Origin of the sequence: Pseudomonas sp. O230, assembly GCF_045447035.1 — a bacterium.
In the GTDB taxonomy this organism is placed as follows: domain Bacteria; phylum Pseudomonadota; class Gammaproteobacteria; order Pseudomonadales; family Pseudomonadaceae; genus Aquipseudomonas.
In genome coordinates, this window is record NZ_JBJGXN010000008.1 from 206,792 (window position 1) to 227,885 (window position 21,094).

At 60.2% G+C, this 21,094-nt stretch carries 22 protein-coding genes; 11 read left to right on the forward strand and 11 right to left on the reverse strand.

The genetic code is table 11. From position 1 onward, the window contains the following. Positions 1–219 precede the first annotated feature (219 nt). Positions 220–1,305, forward strand: coding sequence for a nitrogen regulation protein NR(II) (gene glnL / locus ACI77H_RS18840; RefSeq protein WP_407013236.1), 1,086 nt, complete (start codon positions 220–222; stop codon positions 1,303–1,305). After that, complete coding sequence (ntrC, locus tag ACI77H_RS18845) at positions 1,302–2,738, forward strand: nitrogen regulation protein NR(I) (protein WP_064675450.1); 1,437 nt, start codon at positions 1,302–1,304, stop codon at positions 2,736–2,738. The genes glnL and ntrC overlap by 4 nt, the downstream gene beginning before the upstream one ends. A gap of 553 nt (positions 2,739–3,291) precedes the next feature. Here ntrC and ACI77H_RS18850 read toward each other — a convergent pair. Continuing rightward, complete coding sequence (locus tag ACI77H_RS18850) at positions 3,292–3,732, reverse strand: hypothetical protein (RefSeq protein ID WP_407013237.1); 441 nt, start codon at positions 3,730–3,732, stop codon at positions 3,292–3,294. Between ACI77H_RS18850 and ACI77H_RS18855 the strand changes: the two genes are divergently transcribed. Beyond that, on the forward strand, positions 3,731–4,186 hold the full coding sequence (locus ACI77H_RS18855) for a tRNA (cytidine(34)-2'-O)-methyltransferase (RefSeq protein ID WP_007949025.1): 456 nt from the start codon (positions 3,731–3,733) through the stop codon (positions 4,184–4,186). The two genes, ACI77H_RS18850 and ACI77H_RS18855, sit on opposite strands and share 2 nt — an antisense overlap. A gap of 129 nt (positions 4,187–4,315) precedes the next feature. On the opposite strand, the gene secB is transcribed toward ACI77H_RS18855, so the two are convergent. Genes secB through ACI77H_RS18870 form a run of 3 tightly spaced genes read right to left on the reverse strand, consistent with a single transcriptional unit; the run spans position 4,316 to position 5,518 of the window. After that, the gene (gene secB, locus ACI77H_RS18860) at positions 4,316–4,807 is read right to left on the reverse strand and encodes a protein-export chaperone SecB (protein WP_027922165.1); all 492 of its coding nucleotides are present in this window, start codon (positions 4,805–4,807) and stop codon (positions 4,316–4,318) included. 41 nt (positions 4,808–4,848) lie between these two features. Further along, positions 4,849–5,103 (reverse strand): glutaredoxin 3, encoded by a 255-nt coding sequence (gene grxC / locus ACI77H_RS18865; protein ID WP_008024917.1) that lies wholly within the window; start codon positions 5,101–5,103, stop codon positions 4,849–4,851. 1 nt (position 5,104) lies between these two features. Further along, on the reverse strand, positions 5,105–5,518 hold the full coding sequence (locus tag ACI77H_RS18870) for a rhodanese-like domain-containing protein (RefSeq protein ID WP_008024918.1): 414 nt from the start codon (positions 5,516–5,518) through the stop codon (positions 5,105–5,107). Positions 5,519–5,671: 153 nt separating this feature from the next. Between ACI77H_RS18870 and gpmI the strand changes: the two genes are divergently transcribed. The 4 genes from gpmI to ACI77H_RS18890 all read left to right on the forward strand — a co-directional run bounded on the left by gpmI (position 5,672) and on the right by ACI77H_RS18890 (position 10,870). Next, positions 5,672–7,201: a 2,3-bisphosphoglycerate-independent phosphoglycerate mutase gene (gene gpmI, locus ACI77H_RS18875; RefSeq protein ID WP_407013238.1), complete on the forward strand. Its 1,530-nt coding sequence runs from the start codon at positions 5,672–5,674 to the stop codon at positions 7,199–7,201. Positions 7,202–7,454: 253 nt separating this feature from the next. Continuing rightward, the gene (locus ACI77H_RS18880) at positions 7,455–8,747 is read left to right on the forward strand and encodes a murein hydrolase activator EnvC family protein (RefSeq protein WP_407013239.1); all 1,293 of its coding nucleotides are present in this window, start codon (positions 7,455–7,457) and stop codon (positions 8,745–8,747) included. 34 nt (positions 8,748–8,781) lie between these two features. Further along, positions 8,782–10,101: a S41 family peptidase gene (locus tag ACI77H_RS18885; RefSeq protein ID WP_407013240.1), complete on the forward strand. Its 1,320-nt coding sequence runs from the start codon at positions 8,782–8,784 to the stop codon at positions 10,099–10,101. Between the two features lies 1 nt (position 10,102). Then, complete coding sequence (locus ACI77H_RS18890; protein WP_407013241.1) at positions 10,103–10,870, forward strand: divergent polysaccharide deacetylase family protein; 768 nt, start codon at positions 10,103–10,105, stop codon at positions 10,868–10,870. 66 nt (positions 10,871–10,936) lie between these two features. Here ACI77H_RS18890 and ACI77H_RS18895 read toward each other — a convergent pair whose 3' ends face one another. The 7 genes from ACI77H_RS18895 to ACI77H_RS18925 form a co-directional block, all read right to left on the reverse strand. Next, a complete protein-coding gene (locus ACI77H_RS18895; protein WP_407013242.1) occupies positions 10,937–11,692 on the reverse strand; it encodes a substrate-binding periplasmic protein in 756 nt (251 codons plus the stop codon). A 77-nt stretch (positions 11,693–11,769) separates the two neighbouring features. Further along, positions 11,770–12,540 carry an imidazole glycerol phosphate synthase subunit HisF gene (hisF, locus tag ACI77H_RS18900; RefSeq protein WP_407013243.1) on the reverse strand — a complete coding sequence of 257 codons (771 nt, stop codon included), beginning with the start codon at positions 12,538–12,540 and terminating at the stop codon, positions 11,770–11,772. Between the two features lie 9 nt (positions 12,541–12,549). Beyond that, the gene (hisA, locus tag ACI77H_RS18905; RefSeq protein WP_150631812.1) at positions 12,550–13,287 is read right to left on the reverse strand and encodes a 1-(5-phosphoribosyl)-5-[(5-phosphoribosylamino)methylideneamino]imidazole-4-carboxamide isomerase; all 738 of its coding nucleotides are present in this window, start codon (positions 13,285–13,287) and stop codon (positions 12,550–12,552) included. A 42-nt stretch (positions 13,288–13,329) separates the two neighbouring features. Continuing rightward, positions 13,330–13,587, reverse strand: coding sequence for a DUF2164 domain-containing protein (locus ACI77H_RS18910; protein ID WP_407013244.1), 258 nt, complete (start codon positions 13,585–13,587; stop codon positions 13,330–13,332). Next, a complete protein-coding gene (gene hisH / locus ACI77H_RS18915; RefSeq protein ID WP_407013245.1) occupies positions 13,588–14,226 on the reverse strand; it encodes an imidazole glycerol phosphate synthase subunit HisH in 639 nt (212 codons plus the stop codon). Then, positions 14,226–14,819, reverse strand: a complete 594-nt coding sequence (gene hisB / locus ACI77H_RS18920; protein WP_003218037.1) for an imidazoleglycerol-phosphate dehydratase HisB — start codon at positions 14,817–14,819, stop codon at positions 14,226–14,228. Before hisB ends, hisH begins: the two co-directional genes overlap by 1 nt. 315 nt (positions 14,820–15,134) lie before the next feature. Beyond that, entirely contained in the window at positions 15,135–16,799 is a 1,665-nt protein-coding gene (locus ACI77H_RS18925) for an OFA family MFS transporter (protein WP_407013246.1), read from the reverse strand. A 223-nt stretch (positions 16,800–17,022) separates the two neighbouring features. Between ACI77H_RS18925 and ACI77H_RS18930 the strand changes: the two genes are divergently transcribed. The 4 genes from ACI77H_RS18930 to ACI77H_RS18945 all read left to right on the forward strand — a co-directional run bounded on the left by ACI77H_RS18930 (position 17,023) and on the right by ACI77H_RS18945 (position 21,063). After that, a complete protein-coding gene (locus ACI77H_RS18930; protein WP_407013247.1) occupies positions 17,023–17,427 on the forward strand; it encodes an acetyl-CoA sensor PanZ family protein in 405 nt (134 codons plus the stop codon). 77 nt (positions 17,428–17,504) lie between these two features. Then, positions 17,505–19,730, forward strand: a complete 2,226-nt coding sequence (locus tag ACI77H_RS18935; protein ID WP_407013248.1) for an AsmA family protein — start codon at positions 17,505–17,507, stop codon at positions 19,728–19,730. Then, entirely contained in the window at positions 19,727–20,794 is a 1,068-nt protein-coding gene (mutY, locus tag ACI77H_RS18940) for an A/G-specific adenine glycosylase (protein WP_407013249.1), read from the forward strand. The genes ACI77H_RS18935 and mutY overlap by 4 nt, the downstream gene beginning before the upstream one ends. Continuing rightward, positions 20,791–21,063, forward strand: a complete 273-nt coding sequence (locus ACI77H_RS18945; RefSeq protein WP_010464608.1) for an oxidative damage protection protein — start codon at positions 20,791–20,793, stop codon at positions 21,061–21,063. Before mutY ends, ACI77H_RS18945 begins: the two co-directional genes overlap by 4 nt. The last annotated feature ends 31 nt before the right edge of the window (positions 21,064–21,094 follow it).

Sequence of the window (21,094 nt, forward strand, 5' to 3'; positions counted from 1 at the left end):
TTTGCGCACTATATTGGTGCAATAGGTTGCACCGTACCCACATACCACCCCATTTTGGTTCGAAAGTACCCGCGAAAGCTGGCAGAACGCCACGCAAGCGCGCGTCAAACGCCCGTTTCAGGCCTTTAACGCTTCTTTTCGGAGCCTTGGTTTGGTTTTTGCATTTTCCTGGTATCGGCGCGTTATTCACGCGCACGCCCTGCTCCAAAAGAGGTCCTGATGACCATTAGCGACGCACTGCATCGATTGCTGCTCGACAACCTGACCACCGCCACCATTCTGCTCGACGCCGAACTGCGCCTCGAGTACATGAACCCGGCGGCAGAGATGCTTCTGGCCATCAGCGGCCAGCGCAGCCATGGCCAGTTCATCAGTGAGTTGTTCACCGAGTCCACCGAAGCCCTGAATTCCCTGCGTCAGGCGGTCGAGCAGGCGCATCCGTTCACCAAACGCGAAGCGATGCTGACCGCCCTCACCGGCCAGACGCTGACCGTCGACTACGCGGTAACCCCGATCCTGGCCAACGGCGCCACCATGCTGCTGCTGGAAGTCCATCCGCGTGACCGCTTGCTGCGAATCACCAAGGAAGAGGCGCAACTGTCGAAGCAGGAAACCAGCAAGATGCTGGTGCGCGGCCTCGCCCACGAGATCAAGAACCCGCTGGGCGGGATTCGCGGCGCGGCCCAGTTGCTTGCCCGCGAACTGCCGGAAGAAAGCCTGCGCGATTACACCAACGTCATCATTGAAGAAGCCGACCGCCTGCGAAACCTCGTCGATCGCATGCTCGGCTCCAACAAGCTGCCGTCCCTGGCCATGTGCAATATCCACGAAGTGCTGGAACGCGTCTGCCACTTGGTCGAGGCCGAAAGCCAGGGCTGCATCACATTGGTGCGCGATTACGATCCAAGCATTCCCGACGTATTGATCGACCGTGAACAGATGATTCAGGCCGTCCTGAACATCGTGCGCAACGCGATGCAGGCCATCAGCAGCCAGAACGAACTGCGCCTGGGCCGCATCACTATGCGCACCCGCGCCATGCGCCAATTCACCATCGGCCATGTGCGCCATCGCCTGGTGACCAAGATCGAAATCATCGACAACGGTCCCGGCATTCCTGCGGAACTTCAGGAAACCATCTTCTTTCCCATGGTCAGCGGGCGCCCGGACGGTACCGGACTCGGCCTGGCCATTACCCAGAACATCATCAGCCAGCACCAGGGCCTGATCGAATGTGAAAGCCATCCAGGCCACACCACCTTCTCGATCTTTCTGCCACTGGAACAAGGAGCCACATCGACATGAGCCGTAGTGAAACCGTGTGGATCGTCGATGACGACCGTTCTATCCGTTGGGTCCTGGAAAAAGCCTTGCAGCAGGAAGGCATGACCACGCAGAGCTTCGACAGCGCCGATGGCGTGATGAGCCGCCTGGCGCGCCAGCAGCCAGACGTGATCATCTCCGACATTCGCATGCCGGGTGCCAGCGGTCTGGACCTTCTGGCGCGGATTCGCGAGCAACACCCACGGTTGCCAGTGATCATCATGACCGCGCACTCCGATCTGGACAGCGCTGTCGCGTCCTATCAGGGCGGCGCGTTCGAATACCTGCCCAAGCCGTTCGATGTCGACGAAGCGGTGTCCCTGGTCAAGCGCGCCAACCAGCACGCCCAGGAACAGCAAGGCCTGGAAGTCCCGGTCGCCCTGACTCGAACCCCGGAAATCATCGGTGAAGCGCCGGCGATGCAGGAAGTGTTTCGCGCCATCGGGCGCTTGAGCCATTCCAACATCACCGTGCTGATCAACGGTGAATCGGGCACAGGTAAAGAGCTGGTCGCCCACGCCTTGCACCGCCACAGCCCACGGGCGGCTTCGCCGTTCATTGCACTGAATATGGCGGCGATCCCGAAAGACCTGATGGAATCCGAGCTGTTCGGCCATGAGAAAGGCGCGTTCACCGGCGCGGCCAACCTGCGTCGCGGACGTTTCGAACAGGCAGATGGCGGCACGCTGTTCCTTGATGAAATCGGCGACATGCCAGCGGACACGCAAACCCGTTTGCTGCGCGTGTTGGCAGACGGCGAGTTCTACCGAGTCGGTGGCCACGTGCCGGTCAAAGTCGACGTGCGGATCATCGCCGCGACCCACCAGAATCTGGAAACCCTGGTGCACGCCGGGAAATTCCGTGAAGACTTGTTCCACCGCCTCAACGTGATCCGCATTCATATCCCACGGTTGTCGGACCGTCGCGAAGACATCCCGACCCTCGCCAAACACTTCCTCAGCCGCGCCGCGCAAGAACTGGCGGTCGAGCCGAAGCTGTTGAAAAGCGAAACCGAGGAATACCTGAAGAACCTGCCGTGGGGCGGCAACGTCCGTCAGTTGGAGAACACCTGCCGCTGGATCACGGTGATGGCTTCGGGTCGTGAAGTGCACATCAGCGACCTGCCGCCGGAGCTGCTGAGCCTGCCGCAGGATTCGGCGCCGGTGACCAACTGGGAACAAGCGCTGCGCCAGTGGGCCGATCAGGCGTTGGCGCGTGGTCAGTCGAGCCTGCTCGACAGCGCGGTGCCGGCGTTTGAACGGATCATGATCGAGACTGCGCTCAAGCATACGGCTGGCCGCCGCCGCGATGCCGCGGTTTTGCTGGGTTGGGGGCGTAATACCCTGACGCGCAAGATCAAGGAATTGGGGATGAAGGTGGATGGCGGGGATGATGATGAAGGGGAAGAGGGTTAATCAGCCTTCAATTTCCATCGTTGCTTAAATCCATTCGCGGGCAAGCCTCGCTCCCACAGTGATCTTCAGTGTGTTCACGATTGCGTGAACACCATTGAACCCTGTGGGAGCGGGCTTGCCCGCGATGCTTTTGGGGACCACGGTGCACCGACTGAATGCACCGTGAACCGCAATCGCGCACGCCAACTGATCCGAAATCCTGCCTGCGTTCGCAATCGAAGCCTTATCGAAAAAACACGAAAGCCCCGTAATCCGGGGCTTTCAGCGTTTCGAAGCGGCTTTCTGTTTCAACTTGTTAAAACCTGGCACGCCACCTGCAATAGTCCAATCAGTGATTCAGTTCACTACCCGGTTTCGGGGACCTTGGTACAGGCAGGCCGGGGATTCCCCTCTTTACATCGGGCTCACACCGCACTTGCGACGAGCCCAAACAGTTTTGGGGCCCTTGATACAGGCAGGTCAGGGGTTCCTTCTTTACACCGGGCTCACGACGCAATGCGCGAGCCCTGCCGTTTTGGGAACCTTGGTACAGGCAGGCCGGGGATTCCCTCTTTTATTGCTCTCGGAGATGGATCTCCAGCCGCCAGCGGCCATCGACCTCGCTACCGGCCCACTCGCCTTGCAGTGGCCGGGCCGCCACCACCGACAGCAACAATCCCCCATCACTCAAACGCACACGCCAGTTCACGCTCTTGTCGTTGAGCTTGAGTTGGCCTTTGCGCGCTTTGCCTTCAGCCTCGAACAGCAACGCCAGGCTTCCGTCGACAAACTCACCGTGGGACTTGGGTTGGTTGTTAAACCACACCACCAGCCCGTCGTTCGTCACGTCGACTTGCTGCAGTTCGCTGGGGTCGGGAGTGGTCAGGCGACCGATCATCAGCCCCACCATGACCCCGACAATCGCCAGCGAAGCCATCACTCGCGGGAATAGTTTCGAACGCTGGTCCGCTTGCGGCGTAGAATGCCCGTCATCTTTACCTTCGGAGCCGTGCATGTTTCACGTCATCCTTTTTCAACCAGAAATTCCGCCGAATACCGGCAACGTTATCAGGCTGTGCGCCAACAGTGGCTGCCACCTGCATTTGATCGAACCGCTGGGCTTCGAGATGGACGACAAGCGCCTGCGCCGGGCCGGCCTCGACTATCACGAATACGCCACGCTGCAACGTCACGCAGACCTCGCCAGCTGCCTGGAAAGCCTTGGCCATCCCCGGCTGTTCGCGTTTACCACCAAGGGTTCGCGGCCGTTCCACGACGCGAGCTTCGCCGAGGGCGATGCCTTCCTGTTCGGCCCGGAAAGCCGTGGCTTGCCCGCCGAAGTGCTGGATGCCCTGCCGGGTGAACAACGCCTGCGCCTGCCGATGCGCGAAGGCTGCCGCAGCCTGAACCTGTCAAACACCGTGGCCGTTGCTGTCTACGAAGGCTGGCGCCAGCTCGGTTTTAAATAACACCGCATAGCAAATGTGGGAGCGGGCTTGCTCGCGAAGGGGTCATAACATTCAACATTATCGTTGACTGTTACACCGCTTTCGCGAGCAAGCCCGCTCCCACATTGGACTTGCTTCGACGCTGACCGCTTACTGAACGGTCGGAGTCTCGCCCGCCGCCTGCATGCGTTGCAATTCTTGTGCGTACAGCGCGTCGAAGTTCACCGGAGCCAGCATCAGCGCCGGGAACGAACCGCGGGTTACCAGACTGTCCAGGGTTTCGCGGGCGTACGGGAACAGGATGTTCGGGCAGAAAGCACCCAGGGTGTGGCTCATCGAAGCGTCGTCCAGGTTCTTGATCAGGAAGATCCCGGCCTGTTGCACTTCAGCGATGAACGCCACTTCGCCGTTCTCACCGTTTTTCACGGTCACGGACAGGGTCAGTACGACTTCGTGGAAGTCGCCTTCCAGGGCCTTTTGACGAGTGTTCAGATCCAGACCGACGCTCGGTTCCCACTGCTGGCGGAAGATCGCCGGGCTTTTCGGGGCTTCGAAGGACAAGTCACGTACGTAGATGCGCTGCAAGGAGAATTGCGGTGCGGTTTCTTCTTCGCTAGCTGCAGTGTTCTGTTGGTCAGTCATCTCAGATCCTTTCTGATCTTGGGGTCTTATAGGGAAGGCATTCAGGCCTTGAGCATGGCGTCGAGCTTGCCGGCGCGCTCAAGGGCAAACAAATCATCACAGCCGCCAACGTGGCGCTCACCGATCCAGATCTGCGGCACGGACGTGCGCCCGGCCTTCTGAGCCATGGCGGCGCGCACCTGCGGCTTGCCATCGACCTTGATCTCTTCGAAGGCCACGCCTTTGTTCTCGAGCAGGTACTTGGCTCGCGAACAGTAAGGGCAGTAATCGCTGGAATAGACGACGACGTTGCTCATATCACTTCACCAGCGGCAGGTTGTCGCCTTTCCAGCTGGAAATCCCGCCGGACAGCTTGGCGGCGGTGAAGCCGGATTTCATCAGTTCGCGAGCGTGAGTACCGGCGGTCTGGCCCATCGCGTCGACCAGGATGATGGTCTTGGCCTTGTGCTTTTCCAGTTCGGCGACGCGAGCCGCCAGTTTGTCGTGAGGAATGTTCAACGCGCCAACAATGTGACCGGCGGCGAAATCCTTGACCGGACGAATGTCGATCACAACGCCCGCGTCCTTGTTGACCAGCCCGGTCAGTTCACCGGTGCTCAGGCTGCGACCGCCGCCTTGCATCTGATAGGCGATCAGCAACGCCAGCAGTACGACGAAGATACCGACGAGCAGATAGTGGTTAGTGGCAAATTCAATCAGGTGAGCAACCATCGAAGGAGGTTCCAGGGCGTTAAAATGTCGGCCAGTATACACAGCCACTATGGTGGGCCAAACCCCGTCCGGCGGTGACGCCGTCGGAACTTCGCTTTAAACTGCCACTCCCTTTTCCATTGCCCTCTTTTAACTCAGCCACGAGTGGAATCCATGACTACCACGCCTAAACCTTTGGTCCTGATTATTCTCGACGGCTTCGGTCACAGTGAGAGCCCTGAATCCAACGCCATCTTTGCGGCGAAGAAGCCCGTGCTGGACCGTCTGTGGGCCACCGCACCGAACGGCCTGATCTCGGGCAGTGGCATGGACGTCGGTCTGCCGGATGGCCAGATGGGCAACTCCGAAGTCGGCCACATGAACCTCGGCGCGGGCCGCGTGGTGTATCAAGACTTTACGCGGGTGACCAAATCGATCCGCGACGGCGAGTTTTTCGAGAACCCGACCATTTGCGCGGCTGTGGACAAAGCCGTTGCCGCCGGTAAAGCCGTGCACTTCATGGGCCTGCTGTCCGATGGCGGCGTGCACAGCCACCAGGATCACCTGGTCGCCATGGCGGAACTGGCCTACAAGCGCGGCGCCGAAAAAATCTACCTGCACGCCTTCCTCGACGGCCGTGATACGCCGCCGAAAAGCGCCCAGTCGTCCATCGAACTGCTCGACGCGACCTTCCAGGCCCTCGGCAAAGGCCGGATCGCCAGCATTATTGGCCGTTACTTCGCCATGGACCGCGACAACCGCTGGGACCGCGTAGCCCAGGCTTACAACCTGATTGTCGATGGCAACGGCGAATTCAACGCTGCCACCGCTCAGGAAGGCCTGCAAGCCGCGTACGAACGTGGCGAGAGCGACGAATTCGTCAAGGCCACCTCCATCGGTGAGCCGGTGAAAGTCGAAGACGGCGACGCCGTGGTGTTCATGAACTTCCGCGCCGACCGCGCCCGCGAACTGACCCGGGTCTTTGTCGAAGACGATTTCAAGGAATTCGAACGTGCGCGTCAGCCAAAACTGGCCGGCTTCGTCATGCTAACCCAATACGCCGCGAGCATTCCTGCGCCATCGGCCTTCGCCGCCGGCAGCCTGGACAACGTGCTCGGCGACTACCTGGCGAAAAACGGCAAAACCCAGCTGCGCATCGCCGAAACCGAGAAATACGCCCACGTGACTTTCTTCTTCTCCGGCGGTCGTGAAGAACCGTTCCCGGGCGAAGAACGCATCCTGATCCCGTCGCCGAAAGTCGCCACTTATGACTTGCAGCCGGAAATGAGCGCGCCGGAAGTCACCGACCGCATCGTTGACGCCATCGAAAACCAGCGTTTCGACGTGATCGTGGTCAACTACGCCAACGGCGACATGGTCGGCCACAGCGGCGTGTTCGACGCTGCGGTGAAAGCCGTGGAATGCCTGGACCTGTGCGTCGGCCGCATCGTCGATGCGCTGGAAAAAGTCGGCGGCGAAGCGCTGATCACCGCCGACCACGGCAACGTCGAGCAAATGGCCGACGCCTCCACCGGCCAGGCGCATACCGCGCACACCACCGAACCGGTGCCGTTCATTTATGTCGGCAAGCGCGATCTGAAGGTGCGTGAGGGCGGTGTGTTGGCGGATGTGGCGCCGACCATGCTGAAGCTGTTGGGCCTGGAAAAACCGGCTGAAATGACCGGCACTTCCATTCTGGTGTAACCGAACCCCGCAAACCCCCGAATAACCCTGTGGGAGCGGGCTTGCCCGCGATAGCAATCTGACAGCCAACTTCTATGGTGAATGTCAGGACGCCATCGCTGGCAAGCCCGCTCCCACAGTGGTTTGTGGTGGTTTCAAAGATTAATTACACCCGTACCCCAGTCCGGTTATCACACAGCCCCAATTGGGCGTTTTTTTTGCAGCGTGGGGCGGGCATACTAGGCCGTCCCTTTCCCTGGTATCACCCGCCTCTATGCTTCGCGTCCTGATAGCCCTTGCTCTGACTTGCCTGCTCCAACCGGCCTTTGCTGACGAGCGCGCGCAAACCCAACAACAGTTGGACGCCACGCGTCAGGACATCGCCGAGCTGAAAAAACTGCTGGGCAAGCTCCAGGAAGAAAAATCCGGCGTGCAGAAAGACCTGAAGGGCACCGAGACCGAGATGGGCAAGCTCGAAAAGCAGGTCGAAGCCCTGCAAAAAGAGCTGAAGAAAAGCGAATCCGAGCTGCAGCGTCTCGATGGTGAGAAAAAAAAACTCCAGAGCGCGCGCACTGAACAGCAACGACTGATTGCCATTCAGGCCCGTGCGGCCTATCAGAACGGCCGTCAGGAATACCTGAAGCTGCTGCTCAACCAGCAAAACCCGGAAAAATTCGCCCGTACCCTTACCTATTACGATTACCTGAGCCAGGCTCGCCTGGAGCAGTTGAAGGGTTTCAACGAAACCCTGCGCCAACTGGCCAATGTCGAAAAAGACATCGCCCTGCAGCAAGCGCAATTGCTGGTGCAAAAGAGCAGCCTCGACAGCCAGCGCGACGAACTCGACAAAGTCCGTCAGGAACGCCAGCAAGTCCTCGCCAAACTCAGCGACGACGTAAAGGCGCGCGACCAGAAGCTGGCCGCTCGCGAGCAGGATCAGGCAGACCTGTCTAAAGTCCTTAAAACCATCGAAGAAACCCTGGCTCGCCAGGCTCGAGAGGCAGAAGAAGCGCGGCAAAAAGCGCTGATTGCCCAGCAGGAAGCCGAAAAAAAGCGTTTACGTGAGGCCGAGGCTCAAGCAGATGCCACCGACGCCCCACGCAAACCCGTCAAATCGACACCCGGCGCACTGGTTTCCAGTTCAGGCGAGACCTTCGGCGGCCCCTTTGCTTCAACTCGCGGCAAACTTCCATGGCCGGTTGATGGTCGACTGCTGGCACGCTTTGGTGAAAGCCGTGGCGATGATGCCCGCACCAAGTGGGACGGCGTGATGATCAGCGCCTCCGCCGGCAGCCAGGTGCATGCCGTGCATGGCGGTCGAGTGGTGTTTGCCGACTGGTTACGCGGTGCCGGTTTGCTGGTGATCCTCGACCATGGCAACGGTTTTTTGAGTCTTTACGGTCACAACCAGACGCTCCTCAAGTCTGCGGGTGACGTGGTGAAAGCCGGTGAGTCCATCTCCACTGTCGGCAACAGTGGCGGGCAGGACACACCAGCACTGTATTTCGCAATTCGTCAGCAGGGTCACCCGAGTGATCCGGCGCAATGGTGCCGCGCGCAAGGATAGGCGTTGAGTCACCTACATTAGGAGTTCGTTCGACATGCTGCATTTGTCCCGTCTTACCTCGCTGGCCCTGACGATCGCCCTGGTGATCGGCGCGCCTCTCGCGTTCGCTGCCCAACCGGCTCCGGCGGTCGCGCCTGCGGGCACTGCGGCAACCACCAAGGCGCCGTTGCCGCTGGAAGAGTTGCGCACCTTTGCCGAGGTCATGGACCGGATCAAGGCCGCCTATGTCGAACCGGTGGACGACAAGACTCTTCTGGAAAACGCCATCAAAGGCATGCTCAGCAACCTCGACCCGCACTCCGCCTACCTGGGCCCGGAAGACTTCGCTGAGTTGCAGGAAAGCACCAGCGGCGAATTCGGCGGCCTGGGCATCGAAGTCGGCGCCGAAGACGGTTTCATCAAGGTGGTTTCGCCGATCGATGACACCCCGGCCTCCAAGGCTGGCATTCAGGCCGGCGACTTCATCGTCAAGATCAACGGCGCGCCGACTCGCGGCCAGACCATGACCGAAGCCGTGGACAAGATGCGCGGCAAGATCGGCCAGAAAATCACCCTGACCCTGGTCCGCGATGGCGGCACGCCGTTCGACGTGACCCTGGCCCGCGCCATCATTCAGGTGAAGAGCGTGAAGGCGCAGTTGCTGGAGTCCGGCTACGGCTACATCCGTATCACCCAGTTCCAGGTCAAGACCGGCGACGAAGTCTCCAAGGCCCTGGCCAAGTTGCGCAAGGACAACGGCAAGAAGCTTAAAGGCATCATCCTCGACCTGCGTAACAACCCGGGTGGCGTGCTGCAGGCGGCGGTGGAAGTGGTCGACCACTTCATCACCAAAGGCCTGATCGTTTACACCAAGGGCCGCATCGCCAATTCCGAGTTGCGCTTCTCTGCCACCGGCAAAGACGAAAGCGAAGCCGTGCCGATGGTTGCATTGATCAACGGCGGCAGCGCCTCGGCCTCGGAAATTGTGGCCGGCGCCCTGCAGGATCAGAAACGCGCGGTGGTCATGGGCACCACCAGTTTCGGTAAAGGTTCGGTACAAACCGTGCTGCCGCTGAACAACGACCGCGCGCTGAAGATCACCACGGCGCTGTACTACACGCCGAACGGCCGCTCGATCCAGGCTCAGGGCATCGTCCCGGACATCGAAGTGCGCAAGGCCAAGATCACCAGCGAGCAGGACGGCGAGTACTTCAAGGAAGCCGATCTGCAAGGCCACCTGGGCAATGGCAACGGCGGCGCCGACAAACCGAGCGGTTCCGCCGGCAAGGCCAAGGCAATGCCGCAGGATGATGATTACCAGTTGGCCCAGGCCTTGAGCCTGCTCAAAGGGTTGAGCATCACCTCCGGCCGCTGAGATGCGCCTGCGGTTGGTTCTCGGTCTGCTGTGCTGTCTGGCGGGTGTTGCTCACGCGGCGCCCGCCCCGCAAAAAGCCTACATCAGCCTGATCATCGATGACCTGGGGCAGAACCTGCCCCGGGATCGCCGTGTGCTGGCCCTGCCCGGCCCGGTGACCACGGCGATCATGCCCGACACCCCCCACGCCACCGAATTCGCTCGCGAAGCCCATCGCGCCGGCAAGATCGTCATCCTGCACATGCCGATGGACCCGGCCACGGGGCCGTTCGCCTGGCATCCCGACCTGCCCATCGACGAGCTTGAGAAGCGCCTCGACGCGGCGTTCAAGATGGTCCCTTACACCAGCGGCATCAACAACCACATGGGCAGTCGCATGACCGCACAGCAACCCGCCATGGCCTGGTTGATGGCGGATTTGCAGCGTCGGCACAAATTCTTCGTCGACAGCCGCACCAGCGCGCAAACCGTGGCAGCGGCCGAAGCGCAGAAGATCGACTTGGCGAGTGTTTCGCGGGATGTGTTTCTGGATGATGAGCGCACGGAAGCGGCGATATTCACGCAGCTGCAAACGGCGATCAATCTGGCGCGCAAACAGGGTTCGGCGGTGATGATCGGACATCCGTATCCGCAGACGCTGGCGGTGCTGGAGCGGGAGTTACCGAAGCTGAAAGCCCAGGGCATTGACTGGATTGATATCAAGTTGATGATCAGCGTGCGCAGTAACCGCGCAACGGCTGCGCACGGCAAGGATGGCTTGTACCGCTAAATCTGCTACACCACAAAACCACTGTGGGAGCGAGCCTGCTCGCTCCCACATTTTGATCATTGGGTATCAGAGATACCGCGCCATGATCTCGTCGACAACGCCTTCCTTGCGTAATTGATCAAGCGCCGCTTGCAACTTGGCAACGGTCGCATCCGGCACATCCTTGTTCAACGCCAGATACAGCTCCGCACTGTTGAAGCGCAACACGGTCTTGAGCCCGGTGACACCGTCCTGACGCGCCAGATACCGGCCGGCAGGGTCGCCCGTGGCCCACAAGTCGATCTGGCCACTGGTCAGTTTCTTCGCGTTGTCCTGATCCCGCAGCACGACAATCGGCTTCAGCCCCTGCTTGGCCAGCGTCTCGGCAATCGCATCGCCCTTGTAGGCACCGATCTTGTATTTGCGTGCATCGTCCAGCGTTTCCAGGCTTATCTTGCTGTCCGCCTTGGCCAACATGATCCAGTCATCCGGGCCAATCGGGCCGACCCACTTGAAGAGCTTTTCACGATCCGGCAGCCGCGCCATCACGAACACGCCATAGCCGGGTTTTTCGAGGGCGAGTTTGTAGATGCGCTCCCAGGGGAAACGCAGCGTCAGGCTGTAGGTAATGTCGGCGCGTTTGAACATCTCGCGGACAATGTCCACGGCGATGCCATTGATGTTCTCGTCCTGAGCGAAGTTCTTGCCGTTCTTGGCCATGTTGTAAGGCGGGAAGTTTTCCGTCAGCAACACCAGGTCGGCGTCGGGATTTTCGGCGGCGTGCACGCCACTGATCAGCAACAGAGAAGCGCTGGCGAGGGCAAGAAGAAGGCGTTTGAGCATGTCTGGCTACCGAGATCCATGGCGTACCCAAGAGTGCCTTGAGCCCGCCATGATGTCCACTGGCCTGTATTGTTTGTTTAGCGCATCACGATGCCGCGATGGGCCATGAAGGCCTTGGCTTCCTGCACGGTGTATTCGCCGAAGTGAAAAATACTCGCGGCCAGAACTGCACTGGCGTGACCTTCGATAATGCCGTCGGCCAAATGCTGCAAGTTGCCGACGCCGCCGGAGGCGATCACCGGAATACCCAGCGCATCGCTGATGGCGCGGGTAACGCCCAGGTCGAAGCCGTTTTTCATGCCGTCCTGATCCATGCTGGTCAGCAGGATTTCACCGGCACCCAGGCCTTCCATCTTCTTCGCCCACTCGACGGCGTCGAGACCGGTGGGTTTGCGCCCGCCGTGGGTGAAGATTTCCCAGCGCGGGGTTTCGCCCGGGCCGGAGACCTTCTTCGCGTCGATGGCGACGACGATGCACTGCGAACCGAAATGCTGCGCAGCCTCGCCAACGAATTCCGGGTTGAAGACGGCGGCGGTATTGATCGACACTTTGTCCGCGCCGGCATTCAGCAAATTGCGAATGTCCTGCACCGTGCGCACGCCACCGCCAACGGTCAGCGGAATAAACACCTGGCTGGCCATGCGTTCAACGGTGTGCAGCGTGGTATCGCGACCGTCGACGCTGGCAGTGATGTCGAGAAAAGTAATCTCGTCCGCACCCTGCTCGTCGTAACGACGGGCGATTTCCACCGGGTCGCCGGCATCGCGAATGTTCTCGAACTTCACACCTTTGACGACCCGGCCGTTGTCCACGTCCAGGCAAGGGATGATGCGTTTGGCCAGCGCCATGGTCAGTCCTCAGCCTTTGTACGAATCGCAGAAAGCTTGCGCTTCAGCGACGTCGAGGGTGCCTTCGTAGATCGCCCGGCCGGTGATCGCGCCGATGATGCCTGGCGCCTTGGCGTCGAGCAGCGACTTGATGTCACCGAGGTTGTGGATACCGCCGGAAGCGATCACCGGAATACGCGTGGCAGCCGCCAGCGCAGCGGTGTACGACACGTTGCAGCCCTGCATCATGCCGTCTTTGGCGATGTCGGTATAAACGATCGCGGACACACCGTCAGATTCAAACTGCTTGGCCAGGTCGATAACGTTCACGGTGCTGATTTCAGCCCAGCCATCGGTAGCCACGAAGCCATCTTTGGCATCCAGGCCGACGATCACTTTGCCCGGAAACGCGCGGCAGGCCTCAGCAACGAAAGCCGGATCTTTCACGGCTTTGGTGCCGATGATCACGTAGCTCACGCCAGCCTTCACGTAGTGCTCGATGGTTTCCAGGGAGCGGATACCGCCGCCGATCTGGATCGGCAGGTTCGGGTAGCGCTTGGCGATGGCGGTGACCACTTCGCCGTTGACCGGCTGGCCTTCGAAGGCGCCGTTCAGGTCGACCAGATGCAGACGACGGCAACCGCCCTCTACCCACTTGGCAGCCATGCTCACCGGGTCATCGGAGAACACCGTGGAATCTTCCATGCGGCCCTGGCGCAGACGAACACAGGCACCGTCTTTAAGATCGATAGCGGGAATAATCAGCATCTGGCAAACCTTCAAATTCGAGTGTTCAGCTTCGCTCGGAAATCAGTTTTTCTCGAGCGCCCACAGGTCGCTTTCGATGCTTTCGAACCTCTCTTTAAGGTGCGTCTGCACATCGAAAATCGCCCTGTTGTAATAGTGCGGCGCAATTTCGCGGGTAAACAGTTCAAGGATTTCGGCGGCTTCGAACGAACCCAGATCCAGCTCGAAGCGATCATCCATGAAGCGTTTGATCTTGTGATTGGCCTCGTTCTCCTGTTCAGGAGTGAGGGTCAGGATCGGCGGCTTCTTCTTGACGGCCATTTACCAGCGACCATCCCACGCAGCGAAGTTCTGCAGCAATTGCAGGCCATGGGTATGGCTCTTCTCCGGGTGGAACTGCACGGCGAAACGCGAGCCATCGGCCAGCGCTGCAGCGAAATCGACACCGTAGTGACCGCCGCCCACCACCTGCCGCGCGTTAGCGGCCGCGATGTAGTAGCTGTGCACGAAGTAGAAACGCGCCAGGTCCGGAATGTTGTGCCACAGCGGATGCGAGATCGTCTGCTTCACTTCATTCCAGCCCATGTGCGGGACTTTCAGGTGTTCGCCGTCTTCAACAAGGCCTTTGCCGAAGAACTTCACCGCGCCCGGAAACAGGCCGATGCAGTCCACGCCGTCGTTCTCTTCGCTGCTGTCGAGCAAGGCTTGCATGCCGACGCAGATGCCGAGGAACGGACGGTCCTGGCTGACTTCACGCACCAGCGAGTCGAAACCCAGGCGACGGATCTCCGCCATGCAATCGCGAATCGCGCCGACGCCGGGGAAAACCACCCGGTCGGCTTCGCGAATCACGTTGGCATCGCTGGTGATCAAGACCTTGCCGGCACCGACGTGCTCGAGGGCCTTGGCCACCGAGTGCAGGTTGCCCATGCCGTAATCGATAACCGCGACCGTCTGCATTACAGAACGCCTTTGGTCGACGGCATCTGACCGGCCATGCGGTCATCGAGCTCTACGGCCATGCGCAATGCGCGGCCGAATGCCTTGAACACGGTTTCGATCTGGTGGTGGGTGTTGGTGCCACGCAAGTTGTCGATGTGCAAACTGACGAGTGCGTGGTTGACGAAGCCCTGGAAGAATTCCTGGAACAGGTCAACATCGAAACCGCCAACGGTGGCGCGGGTATAGGGAACATGCATCTGCAGGCCTGGACGGCCGGAGAAGTCGATCACCACGCGCGACAGCGCTTCATCGAGCGGCACGTAGGCATGGCCGTAGCGACGGATGCCCTTCTTGTCGCCGATGGCTTTGGCGAAGGCCTGACCCAGGGTGATACCGACGTCTTCCACAGTGTGGTGGTCGTCGATATGCAGGTCGCCCTTGCTGACAATATCCAGGTCGATCAGCCCGTGACGGGCGATCTGGTCCAGCATGTGCTCAAGAAAAGGAACACCGATATCAAATCGGGCCTTTCCGGTGCCATCCAGGTTGATCGAGGCTTTGATCTGGGTTTCCAGAGTGTCGCGCTCGACTGACGCCTTACGTTCGGCCATCACCAGCTCCGCAAAATCATTGGGCGAAAAAGGCAGCCATTATAGGGGCGCGGGCGGGAAACAGAAACACGGGAGGTGATATGACTGACGGACTGAATCCCGCGCAGCCGGGGATAGACATGTCCATACAAGTCGAAAAACGGAAAATCTGAAGTCTTGTGGAGCCCCATGTGGGAGCGGGCTTGCCCGCGAAGAGGCCGGCACACACAACAGCGATGTTGTTTGACCTGACGCATTCGCGGGCAAGCCCGCTCCCACAGGGTTTGTGTTGTTACTGGCTAATCTGAAAGCTTCAGATCAGCCACGCCCTGCACCTTAGTGGAACAGCACTGCCGTTTTCTGCAGGGTCACCCAGACACCCCACGCCAACGGAATCCCCACCACCAGCCACGCAGCGATCGCCAACGGCTTGGTGCCCGGCGCCGCTTTCCACTCCAGCACGGTGCTGCTGTCAGCGCCTTTGTCGTGGCCCAGCGCCTGTTCGGCGGCCAGTTCAGCGTCGGTCATGAAGTACTTGTCGGCCACCGGACGCACCAGCAGGTTGCACAGGAAGCCCAGCACCAGCAGGCCGGCGAGGATGTAGAGCGTGATGTCATACGCTGCGGCGCGTTCAACGCCGATGCTCAACTGATACTCACGCAGGTAGTTCACCAACACTGGGCCCAGCACGCCTGCGGCAGCCCAGGCGGTCAGCAGACGACCGTGAATCGCACCGACCATTTGCGTGCCGAACAGGTCGGCAAGGTAAGCCGGAACCGTCGCAAAACCACCGCCGTACATCGACAGGATGATGCAAAACGCCGCCACGAACAGCGCAACGTTGCCCAGGTGACCAAGGTTCGGGATCAACGCGTACAACGCAAAACCGAGGGCGAAGAACACGAAATAAGTGTTTTTACGGCCCAGGTAATCCGAGAACGACGCCCAGAAGAACCGCCCGCCGATGTTGAACAGGCTCAGCAGACCGGTGAAACCGGCAGCTATCGCGGCAATCGAAGCCAGTTGGCCAGCGTCCAGCTGACCAAATGGCAGGTCAACACCGATCAGTTTGCCGCCGAACACTTCCTGCAACAGCGGCGAAGCCATGCCGAGGATGCCGATACCGGCGGAAACGTTCAGGCACAGCACCAGCCACACCAGACGGAATTGCGGGGTTTTCCACGCCACATTCACGTGCACGTGACGATGGGTGATCATCGCGTTCGAGGCTTTTTTCGCCGGAGCGGTCCAGCCTTCAGGTTTCCAGCCGGTGGGCGGAACGCGGTAGGACAGCGCGCCACCGATCATGAACACGAAGTAGATCGCGGCCATCACCAGGAAGCTCTGCCATACACCGACGCTGGTTGGCGAAGCGAAGTGACCCATCAGGGCTGCGGCCAGCGGAGCACCGACCATCGCGCCACCACCGAAACCCATGATCGCCATGCCGGTCGCCATGCCGCGCTTATCCGGGAACCACTTGATCAGGGTCGAGACCGGCGAGATGTAACCCAGGCCCAGGCCGATACCGCCAATGACCCCGGAGCCGACCCACATCAGCCAGATCTGGTGGGTATAAATCCCCAGCGCCGAAATCAGCAGACCACCACACCAGCACAGTGCCGACACCACACCCGCCTTGCGCGGGCCGGCGTGTTCCAGCCAGCCACCCCAGATCGCGGCCGAGCAGCCGAGGAAGATGAAGAACAGGGTGTAGATCCAGCCGAGCATCGAGATCGGCCAATCGCATTGCGACGAGAAAACTTGCGAGATGAAGCTCATGTCCGGCGCACAAGTCACTGGTTTGGTCACGCCCAGGGCTTTGGACAGTGGCAACCAGAACACCGAGAAGCCGTAAGCCATGCCGATGCAGAGGTGGATGGCCAACGCGGCCGGTGGCACCAGCCAACGGTTGAAACCGGGCTTGGCGATGATGCGCTCCTTGGACAGGAACGAGGGCTGGCCGGCGTTGAGGCCGTCCGCCGTGGTGCTCGTGGTCATTGTGTATCCCCCAATTATTAATATGGTTCGCCAGCCACTGCTCACCTCCAGCCTTTATGCGCACGCATGACTGTTTTTTGAGGTGAAACTCCACTTTAGTGCGACATCACGTCGCAGAAGGACGGACGAACTGGCAGAGGTTACCATTTGCACGTGACAGAAAAACCAAACTGACATCACCTTTTTACAAGTCATCCGATCTCGTACCACTGAAGGATTCGCCATGCCTGTCATCGTCGAGCTGCTGAAAGAAGCCACCTATCAAGATCAGCAGGATTTGCAGAAGATTTACCGCGATGCACCGAATTGGCTGTTCGCACCGTTTGCCAGTGACGTGCAACTGATCGAAGCCTGCCTGCGAGACGGCTCGTTGATCGCCGGGCGTTTCAATGAGCGTCTGTTGGGGGCGGCACGCCTGCAAAGGCACCAGGACGTCTGGCATCTGTCCCAATTGTGTGTACGAAAAATCACCCGTCGTCGTGGGGTTGCCGAACGGCTGGTGAACGAAGCGCAGAAACTGGCGTCGCAATCGGGTGCGACATTGCGTCTGTTGGCGCCTGCCGGGCACCTTGAATCACAGGCACTGGCGGCCAAACTCAAAGTGCCACTGGATATATCGCCGGACTGATCGCTGACCGGTCGTCCACTTCGGAGCGCTATACTCCCCGGCTAAATTCGAATTCGACTAACTACAAGGACTCGCCCATGAAAGCGTTCGGCAAAATCCTGGGTCTGGTACTTCTCGGGCTGTTGCTGATCATTGTGGCGCTGGGCTTTGCCCTGACCCACCTCTTCGATCCCAACGACTACAAAGACGAGATTCGCCAGATTGCCCGCGACAAGGCCCACATCGAGCTGACGCTCAATGGCGACATCGGCTGGAGTCTGTTCCCGTGGCTCGGCCTGGAATTGCACGAAGCCAGTGTCGCGACCCTGGCCAAGCCCACCGAACCGTTCGCTGACTTGCAGATGCTCGGTTTGTCAGTGCGTGTGCTGCCACTGCTGCGTCGTGAAGTGCAGATGAGCGACGTGCGCGTCGAAGGCCTGAACCTGCGCCTGAATCGCGACAAGGACGGCCACGGCAACTGGGAAGACATCGGCAAGGTGCCGGCGACTGCCAATCCGACTGCGCCTGCCGTCACGCCTGGCGAATCTGCACCGGAAACTACCGTTCAAGTGGAAAAACCGGCGCAGCCGATTCGGCTGGACATCGACAGCCTGACGGTCAACAACGCTCGCGTTGAATACAACGACGAGAAGACCGGCAAAAATTTCAGCGCCGAAAGCATCCAGCTGAGCACCGGACCGGTCCACGACTCGACCAACATTGCGGTCAAACTCACCGCATTCCTAGGCACCAATCAGCCGGTTCTGCGGGTACGCACCGAGCTCAATGGCGAGCTGCGTTTCGAACGCGCCCTGCAACGCTACAAATTCGAAGACATGAAGCTGTCCGGCGAAGTCGCCGGCGATCCGCTACAAGGCAAGACCATTACCTTCAGCGCCCAAGGCCAATTGCTGTTGGATAAAGCGGCGAACGTCGCCGAATGGACCGGGATCAAGATTTCCGCCAACCAGTTGCGTGCATTGGGCGAACTGAAGGTCAACGACCTCGACAAGACGCCGCAAATCAACGGCGGCATTTCGATTGCCCAATTCGACCTGGCGAAATTTGTCGACAGCATCGGCCAGAAGCTTCCGGCGATGGCTGAAGGCAGTTTGAGCAAAGTCGAACTGGCCAGCCGTGTTGCCGGTACGCCGACCAGCGTGTCGTTCGACGACATCAACCTGAAAGTCGACGACAGCACCTTCAGCGGCCGCATCGCCGTCGAGGATTTCGCCAAGCAATCGCTGCGCGCCGTGCTCAAGGCTGACACCTTCAACGTCGACCGCTACCTGCCACCAAAATCCGCCGAAGCCACCAGCGCGACGCAAGTGCGCCAGGCCGAAGTGGCCAGCACCGAAGCCGACGCCATGGCCGGCGCGGGCAGCACACCACTGCCGGACAAACCCACAAAAGACGCGTGGAGCAGCGAACGCCTGTTGCCGGTGGAGCGCCTGAGCAAACTCGATGTAGACGCCGACCTGACCTTCGGCCAGTTGATCCTCGACAAACTGCCGATCCAGAACGCTGCGCTCAAGGCCAACGGCAAGGAAGGCCTGCTGACCCTTGAGAACCTGCGCGGCGATCTGTACGACGGCAACTTCGAATCCAAGGGCACCCTCGACGTGCGCCAGCAGACACCGGCGCTGAACATGCAGACGCGCATCAGCAAAGTGCCTGTGGAAAAAATCCTCGAAAGCCAGGGTAAAAATCCGCCGGTCAAAGGCCTGGTCACGCTCGACAGCAACCTGACCGGCAATGGCAACAGCCAGAAAGCGCTGATCGAAACCCTCAACGGCACTGCCAGTTTCGTCATCAACAACGGCGTGCTGCTCAATGCCAACCTCGAACAGCAACTGTGCAAAGGCATCGCCACGCTCAACCGCAAATCCCTCAGCGGCGAGCCGCGCGGCAAGGACACGCCGTTCCAGGAACTCAAGGGCAACCTGACCTTCCGTAATGGCGTGGCCAGCAACCCGGACCTGAAAGTGCGCATCCCGGGCATGACCGTGAAAGGTGACGGCGACGTCGACCTGCGGGTGCTGGGCATGGATTACCGCGTCGGCATCATCGTCGAAGGTGACACCAGTGCGATGCCGGATCCGGCCTGTCAGGTCGGCGACAAGTTTGTCGGCATCGAGTGGCCGCTGCGCTGCCGTGGCCCGCTGGAACTTGGCGCCAAGGCTTGCCGCCTCGACAACGAACGCATGGGCCAGGTCGCGACCAAACTGGCCGGCGACAAGCTTAGTGAAAAAATCGACGAAAAACTGGGCGACAAGGTCAGCCCTGAATTGAAAAACGCATTGAAGGGGCTGTTCAAGCGATGAGAGCCGAGCAGTTTTCATCGGCGGTGCTGGACTGGTACGACCGCCACGGCCGCCACGACTTGCCTTGGCAACAAGGCATCACACCGTATCGCGTGTGGGTCTCGGAGATCATGTTGCAGCAAACCCAGGTCAGCACCGTGCTGAATTACTTCGACCGCTTCATGGCCTCGCTGCCGACGGTCGAAGCCCTGGCCGCCGCGCCGGAGGACGAAGTGCTGCATCTGTGGACCGGCCTCGGTTACTACACCCGTGCGCGCAATCTGCAGAAGACCGCGAAGATCGTCGTCGCTGAACACGGCGGCGATTTTCCCCGGGATGTGGAAAAACTGGTTGAGCTGCCAGGCATCGGTTTGTCCACGGCCGGTGCCATCGCCAGCCTGAGCATGGGCCTGCGCGCGCCGATCCTCGACGGCAATGTCAAACGCGTGCTGGCGCGCTTTACCGCGCAAGAGGGCTATCCGGGCGAGCCGAAGGTCGCGAAACAGCTGTGGGCGAACGCAGAGCGCTTTACGCCCCATGATCGGGTCAACGCCTACACCCAGGCGATGATGGATCTGGGCGCCACGCTCTGCACCCGCAGCAAACCGAGCTGCCTGCTCTGTCCGCTGGAAAAGGGCTGCGAAGCGCACATGCTCGGCCTGGAAACCCGCTACCCGATCCCCAAGCCGCGCAAAGCCGTGCCGCAGAAGCGCACGCTGATGCCGATGCTCGCCAACGGCGAAGGCGCGATTCTGCTTTACCGCCGCCCTTCCACGGGCCTGTGGGGCGGTCTCTGGAGCCTGCCGGAACTCGACGACCTCGACGACCTGCAACATCTGGCTTTGCAGCACTCGCTGGAACTGGGCAGCCAACAGGCGCTGCCGAGCCTGGTGCACACCTTCAGTCATTTTCAGTTGTCCATCGAACCCTGGCTGGTTCAGGTCCAGGAGGCCGGCCATCACGTGGCCGAGGCCGACTGGCTCTGGTATAACCTCGCCACCCCGCCGCGCCTGGGCCTTGCCGCCCCGGTCAAAACCTTGCTCGAACGCGCGGCCGCCGTATTGAACGCAGGAGAGTCGTCATGACCCGCACCATCATGTGCCGCAAGTACAAAGAAGAATTGCCCGCCCTGGAGCGCGCTCCATTCCCGGGCGCCAAAGGTCAGGACATTTTTGACCACGTCTCGGCCAAGGCCTGGGCCGACTGGCAAAAACACCAGACCCTGCTGATCAACGAAAAACGCCTGAACATGATGAACGCCGAAGACCGCAAATACCTTCAGGGCGAGATGGACAAGTACTTCTCCGGCGAGGAATACGCCAAGGCTGACGGCTACGTTCCGCCGGCTGAATAATCCCGATTTTTCGGGGGGCGGATCGTAAGCG

Excerpts from the sequence above, each read along its gene's own strand:
- ACI77H_RS18850 (WP_407013237.1), bottom strand. The coding sequence starts at position 3,732 with ATGCACGGCTCCGAAGGTAAAGATGACGGGCATTCTACGCCGCAAGCG.
- ACI77H_RS18885 (WP_407013240.1), top strand. The coding sequence starts at position 8,782 with ATGCTGCATTTGTCCCGTCTTACCTCGCTGGCCCTGACGATCGCCCTG.
- ACI77H_RS18890 (WP_407013241.1), top strand. The coding sequence starts at position 10,103 with ATGCGCCTGCGGTTGGTTCTCGGTCTGCTGTGCTGTCTGGCGGGTGTT.
- ACI77H_RS18910 (WP_407013244.1), bottom strand. The coding sequence starts at position 13,587 with ATGGCCGTCAAGAAGAAGCCGCCGATCCTGACCCTCACTCCTGAACAG.
- hisA (WP_150631812.1), bottom strand. The coding sequence starts at position 13,287 with ATGCTGATTATTCCCGCTATCGATCTTAAAGACGGTGCCTGTGTTCGT.
- hisH (WP_407013245.1), bottom strand. The coding sequence starts at position 14,226 with ATGCAGACGGTCGCGGTTATCGATTACGGCATGGGCAACCTGCACTCG.
- ACI77H_RS18880 (WP_407013239.1), top strand. The coding sequence starts at position 7,455 with ATGCTTCGCGTCCTGATAGCCCTTGCTCTGACTTGCCTGCTCCAACCG.
- ACI77H_RS18930 (WP_407013247.1), top strand. The coding sequence starts at position 17,023 with ATGCCTGTCATCGTCGAGCTGCTGAAAGAAGCCACCTATCAAGATCAG.
- ACI77H_RS18855 (WP_007949025.1), top strand. The coding sequence starts at position 3,731 with ATGTTTCACGTCATCCTTTTTCAACCAGAAATTCCGCCGAATACCGGC.
- grxC (WP_008024917.1), bottom strand. The coding sequence starts at position 5,103 with ATGAGCAACGTCGTCGTCTATTCCAGCGATTACTGCCCTTACTGTTCG.
- secB (WP_027922165.1), bottom strand. The coding sequence starts at position 4,807 with ATGACTGACCAACAGAACACTGCAGCTAGCGAAGAAGAAACCGCACCG.
- mutY (WP_407013249.1), top strand. The coding sequence starts at position 19,727 with ATGAGAGCCGAGCAGTTTTCATCGGCGGTGCTGGACTGGTACGACCGC.
- gpmI (WP_407013238.1), top strand. The coding sequence starts at position 5,672 with ATGACTACCACGCCTAAACCTTTGGTCCTGATTATTCTCGACGGCTTC.
- ACI77H_RS18870 (WP_008024918.1), bottom strand. The coding sequence starts at position 5,518 with ATGGTTGCTCACCTGATTGAATTTGCCACTAACCACTATCTGCTCGTC.
- ntrC (WP_064675450.1), top strand. The coding sequence starts at position 1,302 with ATGAGCCGTAGTGAAACCGTGTGGATCGTCGATGACGACCGTTCTATC.
- glnL (WP_407013236.1), top strand. The coding sequence starts at position 220 with ATGACCATTAGCGACGCACTGCATCGATTGCTGCTCGACAACCTGACC.
- ACI77H_RS18925 (WP_407013246.1), bottom strand. The coding sequence starts at position 16,799 with ATGACCACGAGCACCACGGCGGACGGCCTCAACGCCGGCCAGCCCTCG.
- ACI77H_RS18945 (WP_010464608.1), top strand. The coding sequence starts at position 20,791 with ATGACCCGCACCATCATGTGCCGCAAGTACAAAGAAGAATTGCCCGCC.
- hisF (WP_407013243.1), bottom strand. The coding sequence starts at position 12,540 with ATGGCGCTGGCCAAACGCATCATCCCTTGCCTGGACGTGGACAACGGC.
- ACI77H_RS18935 (WP_407013248.1), top strand. The coding sequence starts at position 17,505 with ATGAAAGCGTTCGGCAAAATCCTGGGTCTGGTACTTCTCGGGCTGTTG.
- ACI77H_RS18895 (WP_407013242.1), bottom strand. The coding sequence starts at position 11,692 with ATGCTCAAACGCCTTCTTCTTGCCCTCGCCAGCGCTTCTCTGTTGCTG.
- hisB (WP_003218037.1), bottom strand. The coding sequence starts at position 14,819 with ATGGCCGAACGTAAGGCGTCAGTCGAGCGCGACACTCTGGAAACCCAG.